Source organism: Actinoplanes sp. NPDC049548 (genome assembly GCF_040676695.1).
GTDB lineage: Bacteria > Actinomycetota > Actinomycetes > Mycobacteriales > Micromonosporaceae > Actinoplanes.
The window spans coordinates 443,335-468,383 of the sequence record NZ_JBFAPM010000002.1 but is presented as its reverse complement, the minus strand read 5'-3'; the positions used below and the strand labels follow the sequence as shown (position 1 = coordinate 468,383).

Genomic DNA, 25,049 nt, shown 5'->3' with positions numbered 1-25,049 from the left:
CTTTCAGTTCACGGAACCCGGTTCAGCGTGGTGCCGACCAGCTTCTTCCAGTCCGCCGAGAACTGCGGGTTGGCGCTGGCGTCGGACCGGCCCAGGCGGTAGATCGCGTACTGGTCGAGAAGCACGACGTTGCCCCTGGCCAGCGCGGCCACCGCGACGTCCGCGGTGGCCGGGTGCGCCTTGTCGTACTGCTTGTTGCGGACGGTGACGAAGCCGGACCAGGCGCCCTCGTCCAGCGGCGAGGTGGCCGCGGTCTCGGTGTACGCGGGCTCCTCCCGGTCACCGGACTTGGCCGGCCGCTGCACGCTCGGCGGGCAGGCGTCCGCGACGGTCTTCAGCGTGGCGAGGGCTGTCGCGGCCGAGACGGCGTCCTCGTAGACGAGCGCGTGCTGGGTGAGGCTCTGCACGCCCTCCGTGCCCTCGTCGGAGAGTGGGGCGGAGACCAGGGTGGGCCTGCCCGGGACGGCCGCCGGCTCGGTGTCGGCGCCGCAGATGCTCACCAGCTGGGCGGGCGCCGCGGACTCCGTGGGCGTCTTCCAGGTGGGGCCCACCTCGGCGGGCTTGAGCAGCGCGTTGCGCATCGTGTCGGCGGTGATGAAGTTGCTGTCCGGCTTCGGGTCGTCGTCGGGCGAGCAGCCGGCGAACCCGGCCACGGCGACGACCGCGAGCACACCCCGAAGCATCCGACCGAGCACAAGCATCCGGCCATGATGGCAGACGGCCGGCGGCCGGCGGACATCACCTTGTTCAAGGTATTGAACATCATCGTTATATCGGCGTGCTGTGCTGCCGGAATGAGACGTGTCGCCGCTGTTCTCGCGATCCTCGCCCTCCTCGGGCCCGCCGTACCGGCGGCCGCCGGCACACCCCTGTGCGCGTGGCCGGAGGAGGTGGGGGCGCAGGCGGCGAATGTCGCGCTGCCGGACAGCAACGCCCGGTACTGGGTGATGCCGTTCCGGGCGTACGCGGACCGCGAGATCACCGTGACCGGTGCCTTCCCCGACACCCGGTACGCCTCGTTCACGGTGTACGACGGCTTCCGCGGCACTTTCACCAGCAACAGCGTCTTCTCGTCGCGGGCCGACTACGAGATCACCCCGGACCGCGGCAGCGCCAACCCTTGGCAGCGGCCGGCCATGCCGGGTGGGGCGTACACGCTGCACCTTCGCAGGACCGTGGCACCGGGGCAGGTGAACGTGCTGCCGATGGCCCCGGCGGACGCCGCGGACGGGCAGACCGGGTTCCTCGTCTACCGCATCTACCTGCCGACCGGCGGCACGTCGTCGCGCGTGGTGCTGCCCCGGCTGACGATCACCGACGGCGGGCGGAGCCGTACGCTGGTCGCCTGCCGGCGTACCGTCGCTGTCGTCGAGGGTGACGCCGCCGTCCCGCCGGACCCGGCCCGCGACCTGGCCTTCGCCCGCTCGTCGGGCAACGACGAGCTCTTTCCCAACCCGGACAGCGGATACCTGAACGCCTGGGTGACGCCGCCGGGGCCGGACCGGGTGGTGGTGATCCGCGGCAAGGCAGCGGTCAGTCCCGACGAGCCGCACCCGCATCCCTGGCCGGGGCCCGGGGACGACCTGCGGTACTGGTCGCTCTGCACCAACCTCCGGTTCCCGCACTATCCCGTCGTGGTCAACGAGCTGCCCGGCGGTGGCACCGACCCGGGCTGCCGCCACGACGACGTGGTCGCGCTCGATGCCGCCGGCCGCTACACGTTCATCCTCGGTACGGAGGCCCAGCGGCGGCGGATCGAGGCCGTCCCGGGAGCGACCTTCGTGCCGTTCTCGCTGGCCCACCCGAAGGCCCGGCACCTCGTGCTGCTGCGCAACATGATGCCGGCGCCCGGCTTCCGGCAGGCGGTGACGCACGTACCGCCGGACGGGCGCCCGCAGTCGGCGGAAGCGGTGATGGGCGATTACTACCCGCGCGGGCGGGTGTGTCCGCTGGCCACGGTCGCCACCTGCGCCTGACGGCACGATTCCGGGATTACCGGCCACCACGGGATTCCTACGCTCTGTGGCATGCCTGTCACGAGAATCTCCGCCGTCATCCCGGCCGGTCTGGCGCTCGCCCTGGCCACCGGCTGCACCGTCACCGTCGCGTCCCCGTCCGCTGAGCCCTCTTCCGCTCCCTCTTCCGCTCCCGGTTCGTCTCCCGCTTCCGCTCCCGCCCTGAAGCGGGTGGCGAAGAGCACCCACGCGTCGGCCAAGATCGTGTCGTTCAAGGTCGTGCAGAAGCCGCGCTGCCCGGAGGGCACGGACGTCTACCGCACCGAGGGCGTACCGCTGATCATCAAGTGGAAGATCACCGGGGCCCGCTCCGGCGCCCTCTCCGTCGACGACCCGACCGGCACCCCCGGCACCTACGGCCCGGTCGCCCTGAAGGGCACCCAGGAATTCACCTTCTCCTGCTCCGGCAAGGTGGGTTCGACCGAGACCCACACGTACGTGCTCTACACCGTCGGCGGCGGCAAGCAGAAGCACAAGACGCTCAAGGTCTCGGCGAAGGTGCGCGAGACCGGCATCCCGGTCACCTGATCAGCGGTTCGCGTACGGTTCCGAGGCCGCGGTCAGAGCCGACCGCAGCATCCCCTTCGGCCGCGCCCCCACGATGGTGTTCACCACGACGCCCGACCGGAAGAAGATGAGGGTCGGCATCGACAGCACCCGGTAGGCCCGCGTGGTCTCCGGGTTCTCGTCGGAGTTGAGCTCGGCGATGAGCACCCGCCCGGCGAACTCCCCGGCCAGCTCGGCGAGGGTCGCCGCGACCGGCCGGCACGGCGGGCACCATTCGGCCCAGAAGTCCACGAGTACGGGCAGCCGCGCGCCCAGCACCACGTCGGCGAACGTGTCGTCGGTGACGGTGATCAACGAATCTTCAGGCATCGGGTCTCCCGCTCCTCGATCGCCTGGGCGAGCTGCCCCTGCAGCTGGTCCCGTACGGCGGTGAGCCGACCGAGGTACTCCTCCACCTCCGCGAGCTTGCGCCGCAGCACGGCGACGGAATCCGGGCACACGTGCCCCGTGGCGTTCCCGGCCCGCAAGCACGCCACGAAGGGCCGGATGTCGTCGATGCCGAACCCGGCCGCGAGCAGCGCCCGGATCTCGTGCACGACGCGCAGCTCGCCCTCGTCGTAGCGCCGGTAACCGTTGCGGTCGCGGCGGGGCTCGACCAGCCCGTGCTCCTCGTAGTACCGCAGCGTGCGGGCGCTGGTGCCGGCCCGCTCGGCCAACTCCCCGATCAGCATGCGACCACGCTAGGCCTTACCGCCGACGTCAAGGCAAGTGGTCAGCCGCACGACAGCGTGCCGGGCCGCTGTTTGGTCCGCAGCACGCGGTCCGCAGGTGGTCAGCCGCAGGACAGCAGGCCGGCCCGCTGTTTGGTCCGCAGCACGCGGCCGGCGGCGTCGGCCAGCCGGGCGTCGAACGACGGCGACCGGCGCGCCTCGGCGACGAGGGCGGTCGCCATCGGGCCGGCGTCCTGCGGGCGGATGGTCAGCACCAGGTCGCCCCCGGCCGCCACGAACCGCACGGCGCGCTGGCCGACCGGCACGATCGTGGCCGCGTCGGCGGCGCCCAGGTCGTCGGACATGATCATGCCTTGGTAGCCCAGCTTGTCCCGGAGCAGCCCGGTCACGATCGGCTTCGAGAACGCGGCGATGGTCGACCGGTCCAGCCGCGGATACCGTGCCGACGACATCATCACGCCGGCCGACCCCGCCTGGATCCCGGCGATGAACGGCTGCAGAAACGGGTCGTCGGCGGTCGCCTTCGCGTCGACGGCGTCGCGGGAGACGTCGGTGTTGGCGCGTACCCGGCCGAGGCCCGGGAAGTGCTTGAGGATCGTGAGCACGCCCGCGCCCTGCGACGCCGGCACCACCGTGCGGATGTCCGCCGCCACCTGCTCGGGATCGGAGCCGTACTGGCGGCGGAAGGCGCCGATGGGCGGGTTGGCCGCACCGACGTCCGCCGGGACGGTGTCGGCGACCGGCGCCAGGTTGACGGTCACGCCGATGTCCGCCAGCCGGCGTGCGTTGTCGCGCACGCTGTCCCGCAGTTTCGCCGGGGAGCCGCGGCCCAGCCGTTCCGCCGAGGGGATGAGCGGGAAGTCCGGCCCCTTCAGGGTCTGCACGCTTCCGCCCTCCTGGTCGAGGGCGACCAGCGGCGCGATCTCCCCGGCGCGCCGCAGCGCCGCGATGTCGGCCCGCAGGTCGGCGGCCCGCCGCTTGCTGCGCCCTGCCAGGAACACCCCGCCGAGGTGCCGATCGGCAACCGCCTTCTCCAGCTGCCGGGGCGCGCCGACGGGTGCGCCGATCATGAGCACTTGCCCGGCGCGTTCCGCGACGGGCATACCGGCGAGCGTCCGGGCGACACAGTCGGAAGGCGACGGCGACGGCTTCGCCGAGGGCGACGGCGGTGCGGTGGGAGCGGCCGGGGAGGCCGGGACGGGCGTGGCCGGGGCGGCCGCCGGTCGGTCGGAACAGCTCGCCAGCACGGCGAGGGTCCCGAGGAGCGCCCACCACACTCGACTACGCACGCGCCCACGGTAGCTCGCTACCTTGGGGGCGTGCGTCACTACTCCGTGGAACTGGCCGTACCCGGCGGCGGGCGGTCCGGGACCGTCGCCGTCTACGGGCACTGGGGGAGACCCGTGCTGGTCTTCCCCACCGAGGGCGGTGACGCCTGGGAATTCGCGCGCAACGGCATGATCGGGGCGGTCGAGGGGCTCGTCGACGCCGGACGGGTGAAGCTCTACTGCGTCGACTCGTTCGACGCCGAGACGTGGTCGGCGCACCATCTGCCGCTGGAGGAGCGGGCCTGGCGGCATGCCGCCTACGAGACGTGGGTGCTCGACGCGGTCGTGCCGCACATCCGCGCCGACACGGGGGAGGGCGCCGACATCGTCACGGCCGGGTGCTCCCTGGGCGCCTTCCACGCCCTGAACTTCGCGTTCAAACGGGCCGACCTCTTCCCGCTGGCGTTGAGCTTCTCCGGCAACTACGACCCGGCGACGTGGAAGAGCTGGGGCGAGCGCGGCGACGCCGTCTACTTCAACAGCCCCGCCGACTACGTCGCGAACCTGCACGGCGACCACCTGGCCTGGCTGCGCCAGCGGTTGTCGGTGCTGCTCGTGTGCGGCCAGGGCCGCTGGGAGGACACCACCGGCGCGCTGGAGTCGACGCGGCGGATGGGCGGGCTGCTCGCCGCCAAGGGGATCCGGCACGAGCTCGACCTGTGGGGCCCCGACGTGCCGCACGACTGGGAGTCGTGGCGCCGCCAGCTCGCCCACCACCTGCCCCGCTTCAGCTAGCGCGGCCATCGTGCCCGCCGGGTACGACACTTCTCCCGGGCCTACTTGGCCGTGGCCTTCGTCGGCTTGGAGTTCTTGGCCGGCTTGTGCTTCACCGCGGGCGGCTTCTCGTCGTCGGAGACGAGCCGGGTCGTCTGCTCCCACCACGAGGCCACCGGCTTGCGGCACGACGGCGTGGATGCGTCGGCGCAGCTGCTCCCGTTGCTCACGACCAGCGTCGCGCCGACCACCACGACGACCAGGAGCCGCCGCAGCCGGCGGTCGGTGGTCAGCCCGGAGAGGCCGGTACGGCTCGCTCGCATGCCGAGCCCGACCAGGCCCTCCACGCCGTCGTCGTAGAGGTGCAGAGCCGCTGGTGGGCGCCGGCCCGCCCGTCGGATCACGACGGTGACCAGGTATTCCGGAACGAGCAGCAGCAGTCCCGTCGCCGAGGTGGCCGCGGCGACGACGGGACGCACGATGTGGTCCAGCGCCGGCGCGCTCTTCGCCACGAGGTTCGCGATGAGCAGGAGCGCCGCGACGAGCAGGGGCAGGGCGAGGACCGTCTGCCACTGCGGGGGGAGACTGCCGAGCAGGGGGCGTACCAGATCCAGGCCGTCCTCAATCATCGGAGCCGGCGTCCTTGTCGACGATGGTGGCGGCGGCCTTGTCCGCCAGCGCGTCCACCGACATGTCGATGGTGGTGCTGAGCGAGAACACGCCACCGGTGCGCCGCGCGCTCAGGCCCATCACCGAGCGGATCAGCTCCTGGTTGAGACCCTCGAGATCGGCACCGATGATCATGTCTTTGTCGATCATGTCGGCGAGCAGCTTCGCCTGGCGCTCCTCGTTGAGCGCCTGGTTCTGCACGATCATCTGGATGATCTCCTTGGCGTCGTCCGGGTGGCGGCCGAGGTGCATGGCCAGGACCGCCGCGTCGCCCTTCTCCATGGCCTCGAGGAACAGCTTCATGCGGGCCTGCTCGTTCTCGAGCTGAGCGCGTTCCTCGCGGGCCTTCAGGTCCGCCTTCCACTCGTCCTCCTGGCGCCGCATCCGCGCCTGGAACTCGGCCTCCCACTGCGCCTCGCGCCGGCGCAGGTCGGCCGCCCACTGCTCCTCCTGCTGCTTCGCCTGCAGGTCGAACTCCCGCTGCCGGCGCTCCAGCTCGATCTCCTGCTGCTTGCTGCGCGCGGCGAGCCGGCCGGCGTGCTCCTGCTCGAGCAGGTCGGTCTCGTGCGTCTCCTCGATCAGCCGGCGCTTGCGCCGGGTCTCGCGCCGCTGCCGCAGGAACTCCGTGCCGGCACGGTCGAGGCTCACCTCGACCGCGACGTCCTCGATGAGCAGCCAGTCGTCGAGCACCCGCGCCCGGGGGTCCGAGAAGTACTTGCGGATCGCCGCCTCGAACTCCTGCACGTCCTCGACGTCGTAGCGGCGGCCCAGCTCGCTCAGCCGGCCCCGCAACCGCTTGCGGACGACGTCGGTGCCGTCGGCGGGCCGTGCCTGCAGTGCGCGGGCCGGGTCCTGCACCCGCCAGGTGACGTCCACCGCCGCCTGGAAGGCGTAGTCCTCGGCCGCACTCTTCACCGCGAACTCGAACCGCGAGTCGTGCTTCGCCACGTCGATCTCGTACTGGGTGGCGTGCGGCGCGAACGCGTACTCGCCGAGGGTGCGCTGGTCGGGGATCACCTTGACGTCACCCCGGCTGGTCTTGACCACCAGCACCACGCCGGCGCGGGGCAGCGCCCGCTGCCCGAACGGCCGGAAGCGGGCCACCTTGGTCTCGGAGAGGATCACGGGCACGGCGTCGTTCTTCATGCGGCTTCTCCCAGTGCGGTCAATGCGGTGGAGACGGTGGCGGCGGTCCGCGGGGCGACGGCCTCCCGGCTGTCCTGCCAGGTCCGGACGAGCCGCCGGAGGGTGACCCGGGCTCGCGAGCGGTCCGGCGCGCGGACCGCGGCCACCAGCAGGTCCGCCAGCGCTCGCCGGCCGACGGGATCGCCGTCGACCCGCTCCGCCCAGACGGTCAGCACGTTGTGGGCCGCCTGATGGGCGATCGGATGCACGAGCGCGCCGCCCCAGAGGTCCGCCACCACTGCGGCGATGGCGTCGTTGCGGTGGGCGAGCCAGAGCAGGCCGTGCCAGGCGGCCGCGTCCTCGCGCTCGTCGACCGGGTTCACCAGCACGGCGTCCACGGCACAGGTCAAGAAGGACAGGTACGCCACGAACGTCCGCGCGCGGATGTCGTCCTTCTCCTGCTGCGCCGTCATCCCGCGAGTGGCACGCCGCGAGCCTTCCGGCGGATCCACCGCGGCACCGGCCGTCCACGTCCGCAGCCGTCGCACGACCTGCAGTGCCACCGACTCGTCGCCGCGCACGACCAGCCGCGTGACGCTGTTCGCGACAACGGTGGGGAGGCCGCGATCCGCGGCGGTCGCCAGGTGCGCGAAGGCGTCCAGCGCCGGGCCCGGATCGATCAGGCCCAGGAGACCGCCGTACGTGCGGGCGGCCGTGTTCCGCAGGTACGCGTCCGACGTGTCCAGGTGCCAGTCGTAGAGCATCCGCCGGGTCGCCTGGCTCACCGACGGGTCCCGCCCCGGCACCTCGAGCGACAGTGCCGCCGCCTGCCGGCTCATCGGGACGTCGCTCGCCGCCCACGGGTTGATCACGTACCGCCGGACGTAGTCGAACGCCTGCACGGCGAACACGCCCGCCGCCCGGGCCGCGCCGTACCGGACCTCGCCGACCGGGTGCTGGGCCATGGCCCGGAGCCACTTGAGCAGCGTCTCGCGGATGTCGGCGTACTCGGTCCAGACCCGGTTGAGGACCTGCCGGGACAGGCTCGGGTCGATGAAGCGGACGACCTCCATCGGTGTCGTGCCGTACCGGGTGGTGACCGGCCGCTGGCTGACCCGGGCGAGGGCCGCCTCCAGCCGCTGCGTACGGCGTACCCGGAAGGGATCGGGGGCCGGCGCACCCGGCGCCGGCGGCACCGGCGGGATGAGCTCGGCGGCCAGGTCGCCGGCCGCGTCCGACACGATCTCGTACGAGTAGCCGGGGAGCGTGGCCAGCGCGATGACGAAGCAGCGCGTGCCCGCGTCCAGGGCGTCGAACCACGCCTCGAAGCTGCGGTCGGTGAGCCGCTTCAGCTGCGCCTGGATCTTCGCGAGGTCGAAGTCGTCGGCCTTGGCGGCGTCGGCGAGGATGCGGGCGAAGGAGGCGGCCCGGGCCACCCGGTCCTCGCGGTCGGCCGAGTCGTCGAGCAGCGTCACCACCGACGGGTCGGCGAGGATCTCGGCCGCCCGGGTGCCGTCCGGGTCCTGCTGGCGAAGGTGCCGGCGCAGGTGGGCCGTCAGCACCTCCAGGGCGGGCGGCGGATCGCCGAGCTCGCCGATGTAGCGCGAGAGCACTCCCTCGGCGAGCCGTACGCGCGGGTCGACCGTCAGGACCAGCCAGCCGGACCGGTCGCCGAGCGCGGCGCGGAGCCGGGCGATCTCGAACTCGGTCAGCTCGTCGAGGACTCCCGACGTGGCGTTGCGCAACAGATACCCGGTGCCGTCCTCGAGGCGCTCGGCTGTCAGCCGCCGCAACGAGGTGTCGGGGGCCAGCTCCTTGACCGCGCCGGCTCCGGCGTCCAGCAGTAGCCGGGTGGCGGCCGTCCCGCCGCCGCGGCCGCTGCAGATGCGGACGATGAGCAGGCGCTCACCGAGGTCGAGGTCGGCGAAGCCGGGCGGCGGCACGAACGCCTCGCGCACGTCCTCGAGGGTGTCCCGGGCGAGGCTCAGCGGCGCCGGCTCCCGTCCCCGCGCCGTCGGGCCGCCGCCGAAGTAGTTGTGCGAGATCTTGTCGCGGAAGACGACGTCGTCGCCGGCGTTGACCTCACCGACGCGGGCCCCGCCGGTCATCACCCGCGGCTCGCCGGACTCCGCGAAGTCGTCAGCGGTGAACTCGCCCGGCGCGTGGTCGCCGCCGACGCCTTCGACCAGCGCGTCGGCCAGTTCCTGGTCGCTGGGCGCCGGCTCCTCCGGAGCGGTCATGCGCCGGTCCCGTGGTGGTAGTGGTGCTCGGTCTTGCCGCCGAAGACGACGTCCTCGCCCGCGTGCACCGAGCCGTACACGGTCACGCCGGCTGCCTCGGCCGAGCGCGGTCGGGGTTGCCGGGCCGCCGGCGGTGACAGCGCGGCGAGGTCGGGCCGGTCGGCGAGGCGGCGGACCAGCTGGTCGACGTCGGGCCCGGGATCGCGGGTCCGGACGCGGGCGTACTGATGCCGTGGCAGGCTCTTCAGGCCGCGGGGCAGCTCGTCGGCGCGGGGCAGCGGGGTGTCGTCGCCCAGCAGCACCGGGCAGACGTCGATGCCCAGCCGCAGCGCCTCGGCGAGCTCGCGGCGCACGAAGTCCTGCGGGTCGTGGAGGGCGGGGGCGCCCGAGTCGCCGGGCTCCAGCCAGTGCGGCCCGATCAGGGCCAGCACGACGTCGGCCGACCTCAGGCGCCGCCAGAGAAGCGTGTCGAACCGCGTGGCCACGGGGATCGACCGCTGGTCGCGGAAGACCGCCTCGGGGCCGAACCGGGCGACCAGCCGCTCGTCCACCAGCACGGCCCCGAGCGCCGCATCCGCCGTCCGGTAATTGATGAAAATGCCGCCCACCAGCCAGCCGCCCCTGACGCCGAGGAAAAGACAAGATCCAATACGGGTCCGAGAAGGAAGTCTCGATGACCCGTCATCAAGATCGGTAGGTGTTGCCCGTTGCCACCGTTCGGGGTGCGCCCCGGCGGTGGCAAGCGGCGACATTACAGTCACATTCAGTGGGCTGTCGAGAGGGCTGTTCGACCTAACCCGCCTCACCCGAAAACTGTGAGTCAGGTTCGCAAAGAATGGTGTTCCCGGAACAATTCCCGGTCGATCCGCGCCTGCAGGTCCGCAATGGACCGGTTCGTGCGGCGGCGCCTGCGCAGCAGCGCGCCGAAGGTCCGCAGCTCGTGCCGGACGGCCGCCGAGTCCACCCGCCGTGCCCGCGCCAGGGCGGTGCCGGCGCTCTCCCAGGCGCCCTGCAGGTCGCCGATCGTCGCGTACGACATGGACAGCCGTACGCCGTAGAGAGCCCGCGCCCGGTGCGCATCGGCCGGAGCCGCCGCCAGCCCGGCGGTCAGCAGCGCGGCGGCGTCCTCGGAGCGTCCCAGGTCGAGCAGGCACCATCCGCGGACGATCTCCCGCAACCGGCCGCCGCCGCTGGAACCCAGCCGGATCCCGGCACCGTGCGGGGCCTCGTGCGCGGCGTACTCGTCGGCACGGTCCAAGGCGGACAGGCACTCCCGCGAGCGGCCCAGCAGCGCCCATCCCTGCGCGGCACGCTGAGCGGCCAGGGTCCGGACGGCGGTCGTGGCATCCGCCACGAACTCGGTGCGCTCGGCCAGGGTCACCACGGCCTTGCCGTTTCCCCGATACAGCGCGACATCGGCCATACGCAGATTCGTGTACGCCCGCAGCGCGGCAGCCGCCGTGCCCTGCTCGCCGTCGGCAACGGACGCGGCCAGCGTCGCGGCCACCCGGGTGAGGGCCAGCGCCCCCGCGTCGTCGCCGCACTCCTGGACCATCCAGCCGGCGTACTCGGCGTAATGGGCCGCGAGCAGAACCAGCCGGTCCCGGACCGGCGGCCGAGCCGTGCTGACCGCGGCGCGCAGCAGCCCGAACTGGGCCGCCAGCAGGGGCACCAGCGAGCTCGGCGCGCCGGCATGCCCGTGGCCTCGCAGCTTGTCGTAGAGATCCCGCGCCTCGGCCGCGGTCTGCTCGTGGTGGTTGGTGAACGGCGTTGCCGATGCGGCGATCCGGTGAAACTGCACGGCACAGGGCGAGTCCTCGAGGGCCCACGCGGGCGGCAGATCGTCGGCCTGCGCCGGCGAGGGCTGCACGCTGCCGGCCAGTTCGACGAGCCGGCCCTCCGCGCCGAGCGCCGAGTCGCAGGCGCGGGCCAGCGCCACGGACGGTCCCCGCAGGCTCCGCTCGACTTTGCTGAGATGCCCACGGTCGAAGTGCACCTCGCGGGCGAGATCAGCCAGCGACATTCCGCGGGCATCCCGTAACCGGCGCAGTTCCTCGCCGAACGACGTCTCCGTTTCCCCTTGCACGATCATGCGCCCGCCCCGGTTTCCGCCCAAACCGACTCTGCCGCGGTCAGTATCGTTATGGACGTACGTGCGGAATCGGTTTCTGTCGGCATTGTGACGGTCGGCGGCCGAGGTATTCCGCAATGGCGCCGGCAATTGCGCGGGCGTCGGAGGACTACGGCCGGTCGGCGGGCCGGTCGCCGCCGTCGCAGGCGTCCTCGGGCTCCTCCTCCAGCAGGTCGAGCAGGTCCGGCCCGACGTGCCCGGTGTCCACGGTCCGGCCGATCAGCCCGAGCTGTGCCGCACAGTCCCGCCCGTAGCCCTTGACCATGCGATCGGCGCGGGTGAGATGCCCGCACCGGGGACACCTCCGCATCGCCGGAGGCGGGGGACCGACGGTCATGCTCCCAGTATGGGTGGCGGGCCGCCCGATGGTCATCTCATCTCCGGCGGCCCGCACGCCTCACGTGTCGGACGGCAGCTCCCGGCGGCCGAACTCGATGGTGTCCAGGTCGCCGTGGAACTGGTCGGTGTCGACGTCGGCCTGGGCGGCGTTGACGCGCTTCCCGCCGATCACCACGACACCCCGCGGCAGGATGTCCTCCAGCCGCCCCCTCTGCTGCGCGGGCGGCACCACCTGTCGCCCGGTGGCGCGATCGTCGACCCGGATCTGGAACAGCACCGGCGACAGGCGGATGCAGGTCACCCGGTACCACCGGCCCACCGTGAACCGGAAGTCGTCCGCCCCGGCGGGTAGCAGGACCGCCCGGGTGCCGTCCGACCAGCGGCAGGAGGGCCGCCCGTAGTCGACCTGCAGCTTCCACTGGCTGACCCCGGCACCCGCGGCGCCGAACTGGAACACGTTCATGCCGGCGTCCGGCGAAGGCGGCTCGGTGAGCCGGACGTCGGCGCCGAAGACGAACCGCCCCTCCCCGCCGTCGCCGGGGACCAGCGTGACGGTGCTCGCCGGCTGGATGATCGCCTGGGGACACGGAACGCTCGCGCAGCTGCCGCCGGGGAACCGCAGGAACGGGTCGCCGTCCTCGGTCACGGAGGTCAGCACGCCACCCCCGCCGGTACGGATCGAGCCGTGCAGCCCCTTCCCGCTGCTGTCGGCCACCAGGGTCTCGCTCAGCAGCTCGCCCGTGTAGCGCAGCTCGAGATCACCCGGTGGCGGCGCGGCCACGGCGGGAGCGGTGACGGCGAGGACGGCGGCGGCACACAGGGCACCACTCAACGCGGAACGCAGAAACGTCATGGCGACGAGTCCAGCCGACGGCGCGGGTCGCGGGCAAAGGTGAACGGTGCGTCGGCGCAAGGCGTACCCGATCGGGTGTGGCTTGACCAATCCATGAAGGTCGATTAGACCCGGGGGTGACGATCCGTCGAGCTCCTTGGAGGACACAGTGGTCCGGACCCGCCCGCGCTTCCTACCGTCCCTCGGCCGGGTGGTGGTCACCATGGCCCTGATCGGATCGGGGCTCGCCGCGGCAACTCCGGCCGCGGCGGCCGGCGACGACCCCACACAGCCGACCGACGGTCCCTGCGCCTACACCCCGACCCCGGACGAGCCCGCCGCCCGCCCGGTCCCGCTGCCGCCCGACCCGCGACGCACCCCCAGCCGCGGCACCGTGGACGTCCTGCTGCGCACCAACCTGGGCCAGATCCCGCTCGAGCTCGACCGCGCCGAGGCGCCGTGCACGGTGCAGAGCTTCCTGCACCTCGTGCGTCACCGGTTCTACAACCACACGTCGTGCCACCGGCTCACCGCGTACCCGACGCTCAAGGTGCTGCAGTGCGGCGACCCTACCGGTACGGGCGAAGGCGGCCCGGGCTACCGCTACAAGGACGAGCTGCCGACCGACCTCCCGCCGGCACCGACCGACCCGACGGGCGCCCGCCGGGTCTACGCCCGCGGCGTGCTCGCCATGGCCAACGCCGGCCCGGACACCAACGGCAGCCAGTTCTTCCTGGTCTACGGCGACTCGGCGCTGCGGCCGAACTACACCATCTTCGGCACGACGACCCGGACGGGCCTCGAGACGCTCGACCGCGCCGCCGCCGGGGGAGTGACCCCGACCCCGGAGGACCCGGCGCCGGTCGACGGCCCGCCCGCCCTGCCGACGAGGATCATGGTCGCCCAGATCCGCCGCTGACCCCGCATGATGCAGCGCGTGAGCCGTTCTCGCGTGCTGCGCTCGTCGATCAGCCGGGCGTTCTACTCCGTCTTCGGTGGCATCCTGATCTGCTCGCCGGTCCTGGCCGTGCTCGCTGCGGGAACGACGCCGGTGGGACTGGTCGTCGGGTTCGCCGCGATGGTGCTGATCGGTGCCTTCCTGCTGCGGCTCGCCATGGTGAAGGTGGTCGTGCACGACGATCACGTGGAGCTGGTCAACCCGCTGCGCCGCTTCCGGTTCTCCTGGCACGACGTGGAGGAGATCGACATCATCTCGGGCGCCGGGTGGATCGTGCGGGTGTGGGCCGGTGGGGGGCGCCGCTGAGCCCCGGCCGCGCGTGGCGGCCGGGGCCCGGGGTGGGTCGCGGTCAGTGACCCGTGATGGTGAACTGGGAACCCGGTTGGACCACGATGTCGCCGTCGGCCGAGTTGGTGATGGTGACGCCGTTGAGGGTGGCGTTGCCGCGGGCGCCGGCCATCGCCAGGATGCCCGCGCCGTTGGTGGACCTGTCGATGCGGACGCCGGTGATCGCCACGTTCGGCATGGCGCCGCCGCCGTTCTTGAACTGGATGCCGTCGTACGTGGAGTCGATGACGTCGGTGTCGCGGATGGTGACGCCGACGATGTCCTTGGACGCGGGGAAGAGGGTGATCGCGCCGAACTCCTGGGCCTCGCCCCAGAAGACGCCGCCGGCGCGGTAGAGGCCGTTGTTGGCGATCAGGGTCGTGCCGCCGAACGGCAGCGGGTCGTGGTCGGTCGCCAGCATGATGCCGGGGTAGTTCATCGTGTCGGAGATGAGGTTGTTCTCGATGGAGTTGCCCGAGCCGCCGTAGATCGCGGCGCCGTTGGCTCGCCAGGGCAGCTGGATCGTGTTGTTGACGAAGTGGTTCTGGGAGGCGATGTCGGTGGCCGGGTCCTTGACGCGGGGGTTGGCCCAGACCGCCAGGGAGTCGTCGCCGGTGGTGCGGAACGACGAGTCGAACACCCGCGAGTTGCGCGTACCGTTGCTGAAGTTGATCCCGTCCGCGTACGTGTCACGGATGCGCATGCCGGAGAACTCGAGTCCGTCGGCGGGGTTCCAGTACGCGGGCGTGTCCGAGTAGTCGCGGCCCACCCAGGCGCCGACGTTGACGTGCTCGATCCACACGTTGCTGATCTTCGTGTTCTTCCCGAACCGTCCGTTGAGGCCTTGGCCCCGGTTGGCGCGGTTCTGGGTGTTGCCGAAGATGGCGAGGTCGGAGATCTGGGTGTTGTCGTCGATGTCGAACCCGACGTTGCCCTCGTGCGGATGGTTGATGTTGCCGACGACGTTCTGCGGCTGGGTGTTGGTGTAGAGCTGGGTGTGCCACATCCCGGCGCCGCGGATGGTGACGTTGCGGATGCCCTTCTGGTTGTACTGGCCGCGGGTGGGGTCGGGGGAGAGGATCTTCTGCTCCTGCCGCCACTGGCCGGCCGGGATCCAGACGCACCCGATGACGCCGTTCTCGTCGTCGGTCACCGCGCGCTGGATGGCGGCAGTGTCGTCGTTGCCGTCGTCGGGCACCGCGCCGTACGCCGTGATCGAAGTGCAGCCCGCGGGCTGCCGCGCCGGCTCCGCCACCTGCTCGAGGTCGATGAGGTCGATGATCTGGAACGCGGCGGTGTCGCTCGCGTCGCGCTGCAGGCGGAAGCGGGTGCCCGCCGGATACGACTGGCTGAGGAGCGCGTGGGACTCGTCGAACAGCCGGCGGGCGTCGGGCGACGGCGTGTTGGACAGCCCCTCGGTGTCGTCGGTGGTGCCGTAGACCCAGCTGTTGCGTGACGACAGTGTCAGCTTCCGGGCGAACGTGTCGTTGATGTAGAGGCTGATGGTGGCGTCCTGCCCGCCGCCGCCCGGCGCGTCCGGCACGGAGTTGCGCACGACGATGGAGTTCGCCGCGTTCGTCGAGGTGACCTCGACGAACTGGCCGGTGGCGGTGAGCCGTACGGACTGGCGGCCGGAGGACTCGGTGCCGAAGTTGGTGTGCCCGAACGTCCGCTTGGCGTCGGCGGTCAGCAGGGTGCCCTGGTAGCGGCCGGCTTCGGCCTCGTACTCGACGTACGGCAACGCGGCGCCGCGGCCGACCACGATGGACCGGGTCAGGCTGTTGTTGGTCTCGTTGGTCTCGGCCACCAGGCCGGTCGCGTCGGCGGTGGCGGTGACCATCGCGCCGCCGCTGGTGGCGGTCCAGCTGCCGCTCATGGCGACGGTGGCGGTTGCGCCCGCCGCCAGCTGCGGCGTGTTCGTGGTGAGCGTGGTCGAGCCGACGGTGACCCGGGTGACGGAGGCGGCCGCCGTGCTGGTGCCCCGGTTGGTGACCGCCACGGAGAAGGTGACGGTGGCGCCGACGGCCGGGTTGGCGGGGTTCGTCGTGACGCCGAGGACCTGCAGGTCCGGTCCGGGCGCCTGGGCGACGACCAGCTGGGTGGGCGCGGTGAAGCTGTTGTTGTCGTTGTTCAGCTCGGGGACGCTGTTGGACGGATCGACCACCGCCGAGACGGCGTAGCTGCCCTGCCCACGCCGTCCCACGTCGACGGCAACCGTGGTCGAGGCCCCGGCGGCCAGGGCGGGGACCGGTGCGGAGCCGGCCACCGTACCCGCGATGCTGACGTTCAGGGAGGTGGCGGGTGCCGCGGCCGTGCCGCGGTTCTGCACGGTCGCGGTGACGGTGACCGGCGTCGACTCGTCGGGGGCGGCCGGCGCCCAGGCCAGGGCGCTGACCACCAGGTCGGGGTTGGGCGCGAACCGGCCGATCACCTGCAGCTCGGCCACCTGGCCGCCGGGTGCGCCGGTGTTGCCGAAGGCCTGGATCTGGACGTCGGCGGCACGCCCGCTCACCGGGATGGTGACCGTGTTCTGGTTGGTGGCCGGGTTGAAGGCGTAGTCGGCCCGGGGCTTGAGCGACGTGAATCCGGTTGCGGTCTGTCCTCGGCCGAGGACCTGCAGGCTTTGCGTACGCGGGCCCCAGATCGGGTCCGGGTTGAGCTTGAGCACCACGCCGGTGACATCGGCGTCGCCGCCCAGCCGTATGGTCAGCGTCGCCGGGAAGCCCGCGGACTCCCAGTACGTACCGGTGTTGCCGTCGTTGGCGTTGGCCGCGACGAACGTGAATGTGGACGACGAGGCCTCGACCGGCTTGCCGGCCGCCAGGTCGGTGCCGGCCGGCGGGTCGCCCGGATCCTCCGGCCCACCGGCGACGCCGTAGATCTCGAGCTCGGCCAGCTGGCCGGCGGGCCAGCCGGTGTTGCCGGTGATGGCGATGCGGACGTAGCGGGTGGTCGCCGCGGTGAAGCCGATCGTCACCGTGTTGGCCGAGGCCGGGTCGAACACCCGACCGGCGGACGCGGACAGCGTGCTGAAGCCGGTGCCGTCCGTGCTGCCCTGCACGCTGAGGGTCTGCGTACGGGTGGCCCAGGCCGTGGCGGGCGGCAGCTTGAGGACGACCTGGTCGACGGCGACGCTGCCGCCGAGGTCGATCTGGATCCACTGGGGGAAGGCGTTCGACGGGCTCTCCCAGTACGACTGGGCGTTGCCGTCGTTGACGTTGCGTGCCGGGTACTCACCGTGCGCGCCGCTGGCCGTGGCGGTCTTGCCGAGGGCAAGGTTCGGACCTCCGGCGGCGTGGGCGGCGGTGGGGGCGGTGAGACCGGCGACGGTGACGGCGGTGGCGAGGAGGGCGCGGAACCATCGATTCATGGCTGCCTCTGTTCGAGAATTTCGCGAGTCTGTAAACTTCTTGCAATCCCGGGCCTACAAGGTTTCAGACATGTGACGGATTCGTCAACGGTTCGCGGGCATCGACCATCGTCTCCGCGTGCCGCCGGCACCGGAGCTGAGGAAGAGGCGGCCGATCAGGCCAGAAGGGACTCGCGCATCGTCTTGCCCGGGTTGAACGCGCCGACGATCCGCTGGGCGACCGAGTCGTGGACGTCGATGGTGACGTTGCGTCGCATCCACTCCCGGACGGGCGGCGGCAGCGGCGGCGGATCACCCATGGCGGCGCGCAGGTCGCGCGCGGCCGCGATGAGGCGCTCGGCGAGGGCTGCCGCGTCGGTGTCCACGTGGACGCGGGCGAACTCCCACCCGGTGAGCGTGAGGTCCAGGATCTCGAAGAGGTGGACGAGCACCGGCTCCGGGGCGGTCACCCGTACCGCCCGGCCGGCCCGCATTCCGATTGCCGCGGCGGCCGCGGTGACCTGCACGTACGGATGTAGACCGCCCGGCAGTCCGAACAGCGGCCACCGCAGGTGCGCCCCGGCGGCCTGCCACAGTGGCCGGTAGTTCCGGCGGTCGGCCGCCGGTCCGCGCCAGGACCGCCGGTGCAGGTCGGCCACCTCGGCGGCGACCTCCGCGTGGGCCGAGTCGGCGAACTCGCGCAGGACGGCGGCGGCCACGGCCAGGCCGTCATCGTCCTGCAACAGCGCGATGATGGCGTCGGCCTGCTCGGCGAAGCGGCCCTGGGCGTGCGCGCCGAAGCGCTGCCGGACGTCGAGCAACAGCTCCTGCCGGCGGCCGGGGTCGTGCTGGACCTGCCGCCTGGCCGGTCCGGACCGGAACCACCGCATGTCGCCTCGCCTCCGCAGCTGTCGGGACGCCGCCATGCTAGCGACCGGTCACCCGCGCGGCAGCGGCAGCATGACGGAGACGCGAAGCCCACCGCCCTCGATCGGCGTGGCGGTGATGGTGCCGTCGTGGGCCCGCACGATGGAACGCGCGATGGCGAGTCCCAGGCCACTGCCGCCGCTGTGGTCGATGCGGTCGGAAGCGAGCCGGGTGAACGGTTCGAACAACCGCCCCACGTCCTCGGCCGCGACGACCGGCCCGGTGTTCTCCACCACCAGGGCGGCGGGCGTGGACGAGCTCACGGCGACGCGTACCGAGCCGCCGGGATGGTTGTACTTCAGCGCGTTGTGGACGAGGTTGCGCACGAGCCGTTCCAGCAGGACCCGCTCGCCGGTCACCGTGCGGGGGCTGAGGTTCGCGGTGAGCTTGATGTCCGCGTCCGCGGCCGTGCCCGCGTGCGCCTCGACCGCCTCCGCGGCGATCCGGTCGAGCGGCTGCGGGGTACGCGCGGCCAGTCCCTGATCGGCCTGGCTGAGCACGAGCAGCCCCTCGATCAGCCGCTCGTTGCGAGCGTTGGCGGCCAGCAGCTGCCCGGCGAGCAGCGCCGACTGCTCGGGCGTCAGCGGCTCGGCCATGCCGACCTCGATCAGGGTGCGCTGCAGCGCCAGCGGGGTACGCAGCTCGTGAGAGGCGTTCGCCGCGAACCGGCGCTGACCCTCGTAGCCGGCGGCGATGCGGTCCATCATGTCGTCGAGGGCCCGGCCGAGCCGCTTCATCTCGTCGCGGCCGCGGCGGCCGGGTCGCACCCGGTAACCGAGGTTCTGCGGCCCCAGCTGCGCGACGATCGGCACGAGGTGGCGCACCGGCGCCAGCACCCAGTACGCGAGCAGCGGGAAGACCAGCGCTGCGACCGCCAGCATGATGCCGTACTGCGGGAGGTCGGTGATCGGAAGCTTGCGGGAGATCCGGCAAGCCATCCCGTTGATGTCGTCGTCACAGGGGTAGTAGCTCGGCATGTACCACGGCAGCCGCCCCCGGTAGAACTCGACCACGTACAGGAGGGTGACCAGGGCGAAGACACCGATCGCCAGCCTGAGACGCAGCACGACGGCGATCATGCCAGCTCGTCCGTAAGGCGCGCATAAGCTTGCTCGAACGCTCTACCGGCTCGCGGCGACCGCGTCACCCGCCGGGATGCGCCGGGCGGCGGCTCGGCGGACCACCGGCGGGATGAGGCAGCCCGTCACCGCGAAGGCGACGCCGAGGAACGCCCAGCCCGGCGTACCCCAGCCCAGCGTGAGGGTGGTGACCGCGGCCGGCGCGATCATCTGGCCGAACTGGTGGCCCATCGCGAAGGTGCCCTGATACTGCCCGTGCGCGTGGTCCGGCGCGAGGCCGAAGGAGATGCCCCAGCCGCCCGCCGAGAACCACAGCTCCGCGGCGACGTGCACCAGCGCGGCCACGACCAGCAGGGCGATCGTCAGCCCGTGCCGCGAGCCGGCCGTCAACGAGAAGATCAGGCACGACACGAGCAGCGTGAACCCGGCCCGCCGCGAGGCCCGCGCGGCGCCGGCGAGCGTCTCCGTGCCGCGGGCGGCGCGCACCTGGAGCAGCACGACGGAGACGGTGTTCACCGCGAACACCACGGAGATCATCCAGCGGGGCGCGTCGGTGCGTTCCGCGATCCAGAGCGGCAGCGCGACCTCGAGCACCCCGAAGTTGGTGGCGAGCAGGCCGTCCAGCACCACGAACGCGAGGAACGGCCGGTCGCGCAGCGCGACCAGCCGGGGCCCGGAGCCCGGCCGGGGCGCGGGCGGGATCGGTGCCAGCCTGGTGAGCACGGCCGCGGCGACGAGGAAGGTGGCCGCGTCGGCGAGGATCAGGCACACGTACGCCGTACGCGTGTCCACAGTGAGCCCGATGCCGGCGAGGCCCGCACCCACGGTGATGCCGACGTTCGTGACCGCGCGCAGGTAGGCGCGGGTGTGGACGCGCCGTTCCTGCGGCACGCCACCACCGATGATCGCGCCCCGGGCCGCCCGCTGCGCCGCCTCGAAGACCGCCATCGGCGCGGCCACCAGCAGGAACGTGCCCATGGACCGCACCTCGACCATCGCCACCTCGAGCAGGCCGAGGGCGACGAGCCCGCCGATCGCCACGCCGCGCGGCCCGAGCCGGTCGGCGAGATAGCCCGCCGGGCTGCTGGCCACCAGGCTGACCAGGCCGGCGAGGGTCAGCGCCAGGCCGGTCTGCCCGGCCGACAGCCCGACGCAGCGGGTGAGGAACAGGGCGCTCGACGCCATCCACAGTCCGCCGCCGAGGGTGTTGACGAGCGTCGAGACGGCGAGGGTCCGGACCGGACCCGGTTCCGGCAGGAGCGGCATGCCGTCCATCAAACAGTACGGACGTACGGTTTGTAAATGTCAGGACGGGCCGGACAGGCGGTACACGGCTCCCGCGAGATCGTCACTGATGTACAGGGCCTGGTCGGGGCCCTGCACCGCCATGACCGGCCGGCCCCACCGCGAGCCGTCGTCCAGCTGGAAGCCGGTCACCAGCGTCTGCTGCGGCCCGAGGGTGCCGTCGCGCCAAGCGAAGAAGGAGACCTCCGGCGCCCGCGGAGGCTTGCGGTTCCACGAGCCGTGCACGCCGACCAGGGCGCCCGGCCCGTACCCGCCGGGCAGGCCGGGCGCCGCGACGAAGGCCAGCCCCAGCGGGGCCGAGTGCGCGCCCATGCCCTGTTCGACCGGGGGCAGCGACGCGCAGTCGAGCCGCGTACCGTCCGGATTGGTCTGAATGTCGCGCACGAAGGGCCGCCGGGTGTAGCCCAGCGGCGAGTCCGGCTCGCCCGGCTTCAGGTCGGGGTCCGGATTACAGTACGGCCAGCCGAGGTCACGTCCCTGCTCCAGCCGGGCCAGCGGCTCGAGCGGGTGGTCGTTGACGTAGCCCTGCAGCACCCTGCCGCGATCAGACCCGTCGTACGGATAGCCGACGTTGTCCCGGTTGTTGACCGCCGTCCACACGGCGCCGTCGGGGTCGACGGCCAGCCCGGTCCCGTTGCGCACGCCGCGCGCGAAGACGGTGGGCTCACCGCCGCCCGCCGGCACCCGAAGGATCGAGGCTCGCTCGGGTTTCGACTCCCGGTCCTCCGCCGAGATGTTGCCGGTCGAGCCGACCGAGACATAGAGCGCACCGTCCTTGCCGACCGTCACGCTCTTCAGCGCGTGCGCATAGGCGCCGCGCAGCTCGGGACTCTTCGCGTCGGGCAGCCCGTCGACCAGGACGCGCCGGCTCGACACGGCCCCGTCCCGGTAGGCGAAGCCATCCACCCGATCGCTCTCGGCCACGTAGAGCGTGGTGCCGGAGAAAGCGAGCCCGTGCGGCTGGTTCAAGCCGCTGACCAGCGTCCGCTGAACGGGAACGGCGTCAGCGCCGGCGGGGGTCAGCGCGACGACGTCGCCCGACTTGGGGCGCGACACGAGCAGGCGCCCGTCCGGCGTCCAGGCCAGCAGCCGGGCGCCCGGCACCCGAGCCCAGACGCTCACCCTCCAGCCGGACGGCACTTGCAGCTGCCGGGCCTGGTCGAACGGTGCCGCGTCCGTGCCGGCGAGCGTCCGTAGCGTGGTTGACGTCAGTCCCGGTACCGCTTTCGCCGGGGCCGGCTGCTCGTCGGAGCCCCACGCCGAGCACGAGGCCAGAGCGCATGCCAGGCCGCCTGCCACCGCTGCTCGTACGATCCGTCTCATCGCTGCATCAGTACCCATTTTTCCACCGATCGGGTGACGCCGCCCATCCGCTGCAGTTAGCCGCCCCGAATGCCCCAAGACAGTCGTCCATCACGAACATCGGGGGAAGTCGTGCGAACACCAGCTCTCGCGCTCGCCACCTTGACCACCACCGCACTGCTGACATCGGCCGCCTCGACCCCGGCCACGGCCCATGGCGACACGACCCGTCACGACGTCGTCGCCACCGCTCACCTCGGGCAACTCAACCGATCCGGCGCCCACGGCGTGGCAACGGTACGCGTCCACGGCACCAAGGCGGAGGTGACCGTGGTGGTGTCCGGCCTGCTCCGCAACGCCCCGCACGCGATGCACTTCCACGCCGGAGCACAGGGCAGCTGCCCGGCCGGCCGAGCCGACACCGACCACGACGGCTTCGTCAGCGTCACCGAGGGCCACCCGTTCTACGGACACATCGTGACCTCGCTGACCACCCGCGGCGACACCAGCCCGGCCAGCGGACTGGCGATCGACCGCTTCTCCACGGCGCCGCACGGGTCGGTGGTCTACCGGCGTACGGTCACGGTCAGCGCGCACACCGCGGCGGCGATCGCCCACCACAACGCCGTACTGGTGGTGCACGGTGTGGACCGCAACGGCAGCGGCGCGTACGACGGCTCGGTCAAGAGCGATCTCGATCCGAACCTGCCGATGGAGGCCACCGCTCCGGCGGCCTGCGGACCGCTGCGCCCGTACTGATCAAATCCCGCCCGGGGCGCTCCGGTTCGATGCATCGATGCGTTCGGAGCCCGGCTCACCCGCCCGAGATGTACCTTCTGCCCATGCGGTGGTCGGTTCGGGTGACCTTCTGCGGCCTGGCCGCCGGAGTCGTGGTGGTCGCTGCGCTGGCGGGGCTCGCGGCTGTCCTTCCCCACACTCCGGCGCGCATCGCGCAAGGAGTGGCCGTGCTCGGCGGCCTGGGGCTGGCAGCCGCGGTCGCGCTCACCGGGACGGCCGTGAGCCGGGCGATGCGCGGACTGTGCGGTGTGCTGCGCGCGCCCGGCCCGGCCGGGCGGTGGGAGGAGATCTCGGCCGTCGAGGCCGAGCTCGCCGATCTCCGTGACCAGCTCACCCCCCTGCTGTCCGCGGCGACCCGGGTACGGGACCGGCTGACGCCCGCCGCCGCCGACCTGGACCAGCTGCTGGTCAACGTCAGTACGGCCGCCAAGGGCACCCGCGACATGTTCGCGGTCGTCGAAGGCACCGCCACGGACGTCGCCGCCAACGTCCAGGTCATCGCGGCCGGCACGGAGGAGATGCAGGCGGTCATCGCGGAGATCTCCCGCAACGCCCAGCAGGCCGCCGCGGTGGCGGAACAGGCCACCGGAGCCATGAGCTCCGGCACCACCACCATGGACCAGCTGGGGGAGTCCAGCCGGCAGATCAACGAGGTCATCAAGTCGATCACCTCGATCGCCGAACAGACCAACCTGCTGGCGCTCAACGCCACCATCGAATCCGCCCGCGCCGGTGAGGCGGGCAAAGGCTTCTCCGTGGTGGCCGGCGAGGTGAAACAACTGGCCCAGGAGGCCGCCCGGGCCGCCGAGGACGTCTCGCGTCGCGTCCAGACCATCCAGCAGGACGCGCACCACGCGGGCCGGGCGATCGCCGAGGTCGCCGGGATGATCCATCAGATGACCAGCTTCCAGGGCGCCATCGCCGACGCGATGCGCGAGCAGGAGGCCACCACCCGGTCCATGGCGGTCGGCATCACCAGGGCGGCGGACGGCTCGGCGGACATCGCCGGCACCATCCAGGGCCGCTCGGCCATCGCCGGCAACGCGGCGGCCCGCATGACCGGCGCCCGCCAGGATCTGCAGGACCTCCGGGCCCTCGGCGACGAGATCGGGCGCGTCCTGGACGCCTTCACGGCCGGCGTCCTCCGGTCGTGAGACCAGGGCAACGGCGAACCACCCGTCCTTGACCCGCAACGGCGGGACCGCCGCGCGCCTGGCCGGCATGGGGCTGACGCTGTCCCTCGTCCTCGCCGGCTGCACTCGGCCGGCTCCGTGGCGCCGATCACTCGCCGGAGCCGGCGAACCGGCCCTGACCTGCAGTTTCGGCCCCACCAGTGGTTACCTCGACGAAACTCGGCCACCTTGCGGGTAACCGCGCCCCCGCCGCTAGCTTCTACCCACCGAGCGAGGAGGAAGCATGACTGACAGCACGATGCGGGCAGTGGTCCAGCACCAGTACGGCGGCCCGGAAGTGCTCCACGTGGAGCAGGTGCCCCGCCCGCAACCGCTGCCCACCGAAGTCCTGGTGCGGGTGACGGCCGCGGGCATCAACCCGGTCGACTGGAAGACCCGCGCCGGCTCCGGCATGGCGGGCGTCCTCGGCGCACCCCCGATCGTGCTGGGCTGGGACGTCTCGGGCGTCGTCGAGCAGGTCGGCTTCGGCGTCACCCGCTTCGCCCCCGGCGACGAGGTCTACGGCATGCCGTGGTTCCCGCGCCAGGCCGGGGCGTACGCGGAGTACGTGACCGCCCCGGCGAGGCAGTTCGCGAAGAAGCCGGTGAAGGCGTCGCATGAGCAAGCTGCGGGCGTACCGCTGGCGGCCCTCACCGCATGGCAGGCGCTGGCCGACACCGCCGCCATCGAACCGGGCCAACGCGTACTGATCCACGCCGCGGCCGGTGGGGTCGGCCACTTCGCCGTCCAGTTCGCCAAGCACCTCGGCGCCCACGTGATCGGCACCGCCAGCGCCGGCCGGCACGCCTGGCTGTCCGAGATCGGCGCGGACGAACTGATCGACTACCACACGACGCCGTTCGAGGAAGCGGCCCGCGACGTCGACGTCGTCCTCGACCTGGTCGGCGGCGAGACAGGCGTACGGTCGGTGCCGGTCCTGCGCCCCGGCGGCCTCCTGATCGCCGTACCCGGAGGAGTCTCGGCCGACCTGGCAGCCGCCGCGCAGAAGCGCGACATCCGCACCACCGGCATCCTGGTCGAGCCGGACGGCGCGGCCCTCACCACGATCGCCACTCTGATCGACGCCGGCGCCGTGGTCAGCGAGATCGAGCAGGTCTTCCCCCTCGCCGACGCCCCGGAAGCCCACCGGCGCGGTGAGCAGGGCCGCACCAGGGGCAAGCTCGTACTCCGGGTCTGAACC

General features: G+C 72.3%; 24 protein-coding genes. 8 read left to right on the top strand and 16 right to left on the bottom strand.

Annotation, left to right across the window (positions count from 1 at the left end):
* Window positions 1–8: 8 nt before the first annotated feature.
* Window positions 9–701, bottom strand: coding sequence for a hypothetical protein (locus AB0J80_RS06275; protein WP_364700971.1), 693 nt, complete (start codon window positions 699–701; stop codon window positions 9–11).
* A gap of 93 nt (window positions 702–794) precedes the next feature.
* Between AB0J80_RS06275 and AB0J80_RS06270 the strand changes: the two genes are divergently transcribed.
* Window positions 795–1,976, top strand: coding sequence for a hypothetical protein (locus AB0J80_RS06270; protein WP_364700969.1), 1,182 nt, complete (start codon window positions 795–797; stop codon window positions 1,974–1,976).
* A gap of 51 nt (window positions 1,977–2,027) precedes the next feature.
* Complete coding sequence (locus AB0J80_RS06265; protein ID WP_364700967.1) at window positions 2,028–2,543, top strand: hypothetical protein; 516 nt, start codon at window positions 2,028–2,030, stop codon at window positions 2,541–2,543.
* On the opposite strand, the gene AB0J80_RS06260 is transcribed toward AB0J80_RS06265, so the two are convergent.
* The 3 genes from AB0J80_RS06260 to AB0J80_RS06250 all read right to left on the bottom strand — a co-directional run bounded on the left by AB0J80_RS06260 (window position 2,544) and on the right by AB0J80_RS06250 (window position 4,542).
* Complete coding sequence (locus tag AB0J80_RS06260) at window positions 2,544–2,891, bottom strand: thioredoxin domain-containing protein (RefSeq protein ID WP_364700965.1); 348 nt, start codon at window positions 2,889–2,891, stop codon at window positions 2,544–2,546. It abuts the gene before it with no gap.
* Complete coding sequence (locus AB0J80_RS06255) at window positions 2,873–3,253, bottom strand: MerR family transcriptional regulator (protein WP_364700964.1); 381 nt, start codon at window positions 3,251–3,253, stop codon at window positions 2,873–2,875. Before AB0J80_RS06255 ends, AB0J80_RS06260 begins: the two co-directional genes overlap by 19 nt.
* Window positions 3,254–3,354: 101 nt before the next feature.
* The gene (locus AB0J80_RS06250) at window positions 3,355–4,542 is read right to left on the bottom strand and encodes a glycoside hydrolase family 3 N-terminal domain-containing protein (RefSeq protein ID WP_364700962.1); all 1,188 of its coding nucleotides are present in this window, start codon (window positions 4,540–4,542) and stop codon (window positions 3,355–3,357) included.
* A 30-nt stretch (window positions 4,543–4,572) separates the two neighbouring features.
* On the opposite strand from AB0J80_RS06250, the gene AB0J80_RS06245 reads away from it, so the two are divergent.
* A complete protein-coding gene (locus AB0J80_RS06245; RefSeq protein WP_364700960.1) occupies window positions 4,573–5,316 on the top strand; it encodes an alpha/beta hydrolase-fold protein in 744 nt (247 codons plus the stop codon).
* A 41-nt stretch (window positions 5,317–5,357) separates the two neighbouring features.
* Here the strand turns inward: AB0J80_RS06245 and AB0J80_RS06240 are convergent, their stop codons facing one another.
* The 7 genes from AB0J80_RS06240 to AB0J80_RS06210 all read right to left on the bottom strand — a co-directional run bounded on the left by AB0J80_RS06240 (window position 5,358) and on the right by AB0J80_RS06210 (window position 12,652).
* Entirely contained in the window at window positions 5,358–5,924 is a 567-nt protein-coding gene (locus AB0J80_RS06240) for a hypothetical protein (RefSeq protein WP_364700958.1), read from the bottom strand.
* Entirely contained in the window at window positions 5,917–7,110 is a 1,194-nt protein-coding gene (locus AB0J80_RS06235) for a hypothetical protein (protein WP_364700956.1), read from the bottom strand. Before AB0J80_RS06235 ends, AB0J80_RS06240 begins: the two co-directional genes overlap by 8 nt.
* Window positions 7,107–9,329, bottom strand: coding sequence for a hypothetical protein (locus AB0J80_RS06230; protein ID WP_364700954.1), 2,223 nt, complete (start codon window positions 9,327–9,329; stop codon window positions 7,107–7,109). Before AB0J80_RS06230 ends, AB0J80_RS06235 begins: the two co-directional genes overlap by 4 nt.
* Window positions 9,326–9,937, bottom strand: a complete 612-nt coding sequence (locus AB0J80_RS06225; RefSeq protein WP_364700952.1) for a toll/interleukin-1 receptor domain-containing protein — start codon at window positions 9,935–9,937, stop codon at window positions 9,326–9,328. The genes AB0J80_RS06230 and AB0J80_RS06225 overlap by 4 nt, the downstream gene beginning before the upstream one ends.
* A gap of 212 nt (window positions 9,938–10,149) precedes the next feature.
* Window positions 10,150–11,421 (bottom strand): helix-turn-helix transcriptional regulator, encoded by a 1,272-nt coding sequence (locus AB0J80_RS06220; protein WP_364700950.1) that lies wholly within the window; start codon window positions 11,419–11,421, stop codon window positions 10,150–10,152.
* 148 nt (window positions 11,422–11,569) lie between these two features.
* Window positions 11,570–11,797: a hypothetical protein gene (locus AB0J80_RS06215; RefSeq protein ID WP_364700948.1), complete on the bottom strand. Its 228-nt coding sequence runs from the start codon at window positions 11,795–11,797 to the stop codon at window positions 11,570–11,572.
* A gap of 60 nt (window positions 11,798–11,857) precedes the next feature.
* Window positions 11,858–12,652 (bottom strand): hypothetical protein, encoded by a 795-nt coding sequence (locus AB0J80_RS06210; RefSeq protein ID WP_364700946.1) that lies wholly within the window; start codon window positions 12,650–12,652, stop codon window positions 11,858–11,860.
* A 202-nt stretch (window positions 12,653–12,854) separates the two neighbouring features.
* Between AB0J80_RS06210 and AB0J80_RS06205 the strand changes: the two genes are divergently transcribed.
* The gene (locus tag AB0J80_RS06205) at window positions 12,855–13,550 is read left to right on the top strand and encodes a peptidylprolyl isomerase (protein WP_364701318.1); all 696 of its coding nucleotides are present in this window, start codon (window positions 12,855–12,857) and stop codon (window positions 13,548–13,550) included.
* Between the two features lie 18 nt (window positions 13,551–13,568).
* Window positions 13,569–13,895: a PH domain-containing protein gene (locus AB0J80_RS06200; RefSeq protein WP_364700944.1), complete on the top strand. Its 327-nt coding sequence runs from the start codon at window positions 13,569–13,571 to the stop codon at window positions 13,893–13,895.
* A gap of 43 nt (window positions 13,896–13,938) precedes the next feature.
* On the opposite strand, the gene AB0J80_RS06195 is transcribed toward AB0J80_RS06200, so the two are convergent.
* The 5 genes from AB0J80_RS06195 to AB0J80_RS06175 all read right to left on the bottom strand — a co-directional run bounded on the left by AB0J80_RS06195 (window position 13,939) and on the right by AB0J80_RS06175 (window position 21,899).
* Window positions 13,939–17,286 carry a CARDB domain-containing protein gene (locus AB0J80_RS06195; RefSeq protein WP_364700942.1) on the bottom strand — a complete coding sequence of 1,116 codons (3,348 nt, stop codon included), beginning with the start codon at window positions 17,284–17,286 and terminating at the stop codon, window positions 13,939–13,941.
* Between the two features lie 155 nt (window positions 17,287–17,441).
* Window positions 17,442–18,155, bottom strand: coding sequence for a hypothetical protein (locus AB0J80_RS06190; protein ID WP_364700940.1), 714 nt, complete (start codon window positions 18,153–18,155; stop codon window positions 17,442–17,444).
* A gap of 48 nt (window positions 18,156–18,203) precedes the next feature.
* The gene (locus AB0J80_RS06185; protein ID WP_364700938.1) at window positions 18,204–19,271 is read right to left on the bottom strand and encodes a HAMP domain-containing sensor histidine kinase; all 1,068 of its coding nucleotides are present in this window, start codon (window positions 19,269–19,271) and stop codon (window positions 18,204–18,206) included.
* Window positions 19,272–19,313: 42 nt separating this feature from the next.
* Window positions 19,314–20,537, bottom strand: a complete 1,224-nt coding sequence (locus AB0J80_RS06180; RefSeq protein WP_364700936.1) for an MFS transporter — start codon at window positions 20,535–20,537, stop codon at window positions 19,314–19,316.
* Window positions 20,538–20,576: 39 nt separating this feature from the next.
* Window positions 20,577–21,899 (bottom strand): gluconolaconase, encoded by a 1,323-nt coding sequence (locus AB0J80_RS06175; RefSeq protein WP_364700935.1) that lies wholly within the window; start codon window positions 21,897–21,899, stop codon window positions 20,577–20,579.
* Window positions 21,900–22,010: 111 nt separating this feature from the next.
* Between AB0J80_RS06175 and AB0J80_RS06170 the strand changes: the two genes are divergently transcribed.
* The 3 genes from AB0J80_RS06170 (at window position 22,011) to AB0J80_RS06160 (ending at window position 25,046) form a co-directional block, all read left to right on the top strand.
* Window positions 22,011–22,637 carry a hypothetical protein gene (locus tag AB0J80_RS06170; RefSeq protein WP_364700934.1) on the top strand — a complete coding sequence of 209 codons (627 nt, stop codon included), beginning with the start codon at window positions 22,011–22,013 and terminating at the stop codon, window positions 22,635–22,637.
* Window positions 22,638–22,720: 83 nt separating this feature from the next.
* Entirely contained in the window at window positions 22,721–23,830 is a 1,110-nt protein-coding gene (locus AB0J80_RS06165; RefSeq protein WP_364700933.1) for a methyl-accepting chemotaxis protein, read from the top strand.
* Between the two features lie 262 nt (window positions 23,831–24,092).
* Window positions 24,093–25,046, top strand: coding sequence for an NADP-dependent oxidoreductase (locus AB0J80_RS06160; RefSeq protein ID WP_364700932.1), 954 nt, complete (start codon window positions 24,093–24,095; stop codon window positions 25,044–25,046).
* Window positions 25,047–25,049: the final 3 nt, after the last annotated feature.

Bases quoted from the DNA above. Each gene is read 5' to 3' on its own strand.
- AB0J80_RS06235 (WP_364700956.1), bottom strand. From the start codon at position 7,110: ATGAAGAACGACGCCGTGCCCGTGATCCTCTCCGAGACCAAGGTGGCC.
- AB0J80_RS06215 (WP_364700948.1), bottom strand. From the start codon at position 11,797: ATGACCGTCGGTCCCCCGCCTCCGGCGATGCGGAGGTGTCCCCGGTGC.
- AB0J80_RS06180 (WP_364700936.1), bottom strand. From the start codon at position 20,537: ATGCCGCTCCTGCCGGAACCGGGTCCGGTCCGGACCCTCGCCGTCTCG.
- AB0J80_RS06195 (WP_364700942.1), bottom strand. From the start codon at position 17,286: ATGAATCGATGGTTCCGCGCCCTCCTCGCCACCGCCGTCACCGTCGCC.
- AB0J80_RS06270 (WP_364700969.1), top strand. From the start codon at position 795: ATGAGACGTGTCGCCGCTGTTCTCGCGATCCTCGCCCTCCTCGGGCCC.
- AB0J80_RS06260 (WP_364700965.1), bottom strand. From the start codon at position 2,891: ATGCCTGAAGATTCGTTGATCACCGTCACCGACGACACGTTCGCCGAC.
- AB0J80_RS06185 (WP_364700938.1), bottom strand. From the start codon at position 19,271: ATGATCGCCGTCGTGCTGCGTCTCAGGCTGGCGATCGGTGTCTTCGCC.
- AB0J80_RS06255 (WP_364700964.1), bottom strand. From the start codon at position 3,253: ATGCTGATCGGGGAGTTGGCCGAGCGGGCCGGCACCAGCGCCCGCACG.
- AB0J80_RS06205 (WP_364701318.1), top strand. From the start codon at position 12,855: ATGGCCCTGATCGGATCGGGGCTCGCCGCGGCAACTCCGGCCGCGGCG.
- AB0J80_RS06240 (WP_364700958.1), bottom strand. From the start codon at position 5,924: ATGATTGAGGACGGCCTGGATCTGGTACGCCCCCTGCTCGGCAGTCTC.
- AB0J80_RS06275 (WP_364700971.1), bottom strand. From the start codon at position 701: ATGCTTGTGCTCGGTCGGATGCTTCGGGGTGTGCTCGCGGTCGTCGCC.
- AB0J80_RS06160 (WP_364700932.1), top strand. From the start codon at position 24,093: ATGACTGACAGCACGATGCGGGCAGTGGTCCAGCACCAGTACGGCGGC.
- AB0J80_RS06230 (WP_364700954.1), bottom strand. From the start codon at position 9,329: ATGACCGCTCCGGAGGAGCCGGCGCCCAGCGACCAGGAACTGGCCGAC.
- AB0J80_RS06220 (WP_364700950.1), bottom strand. From the start codon at position 11,421: ATGATCGTGCAAGGGGAAACGGAGACGTCGTTCGGCGAGGAACTGCGC.
- AB0J80_RS06175 (WP_364700935.1), bottom strand. From the start codon at position 21,899: ATGAGACGGATCGTACGAGCAGCGGTGGCAGGCGGCCTGGCATGCGCT.
- AB0J80_RS06265 (WP_364700967.1), top strand. From the start codon at position 2,028: ATGCCTGTCACGAGAATCTCCGCCGTCATCCCGGCCGGTCTGGCGCTC.
- AB0J80_RS06210 (WP_364700946.1), bottom strand. From the start codon at position 12,652: ATGACGTTTCTGCGTTCCGCGTTGAGTGGTGCCCTGTGTGCCGCCGCC.
- AB0J80_RS06190 (WP_364700940.1), bottom strand. From the start codon at position 18,155: ATGCGGTGGTTCCGGTCCGGACCGGCCAGGCGGCAGGTCCAGCACGAC.
- AB0J80_RS06165 (WP_364700933.1), top strand. From the start codon at position 22,721: ATGCGGTGGTCGGTTCGGGTGACCTTCTGCGGCCTGGCCGCCGGAGTC.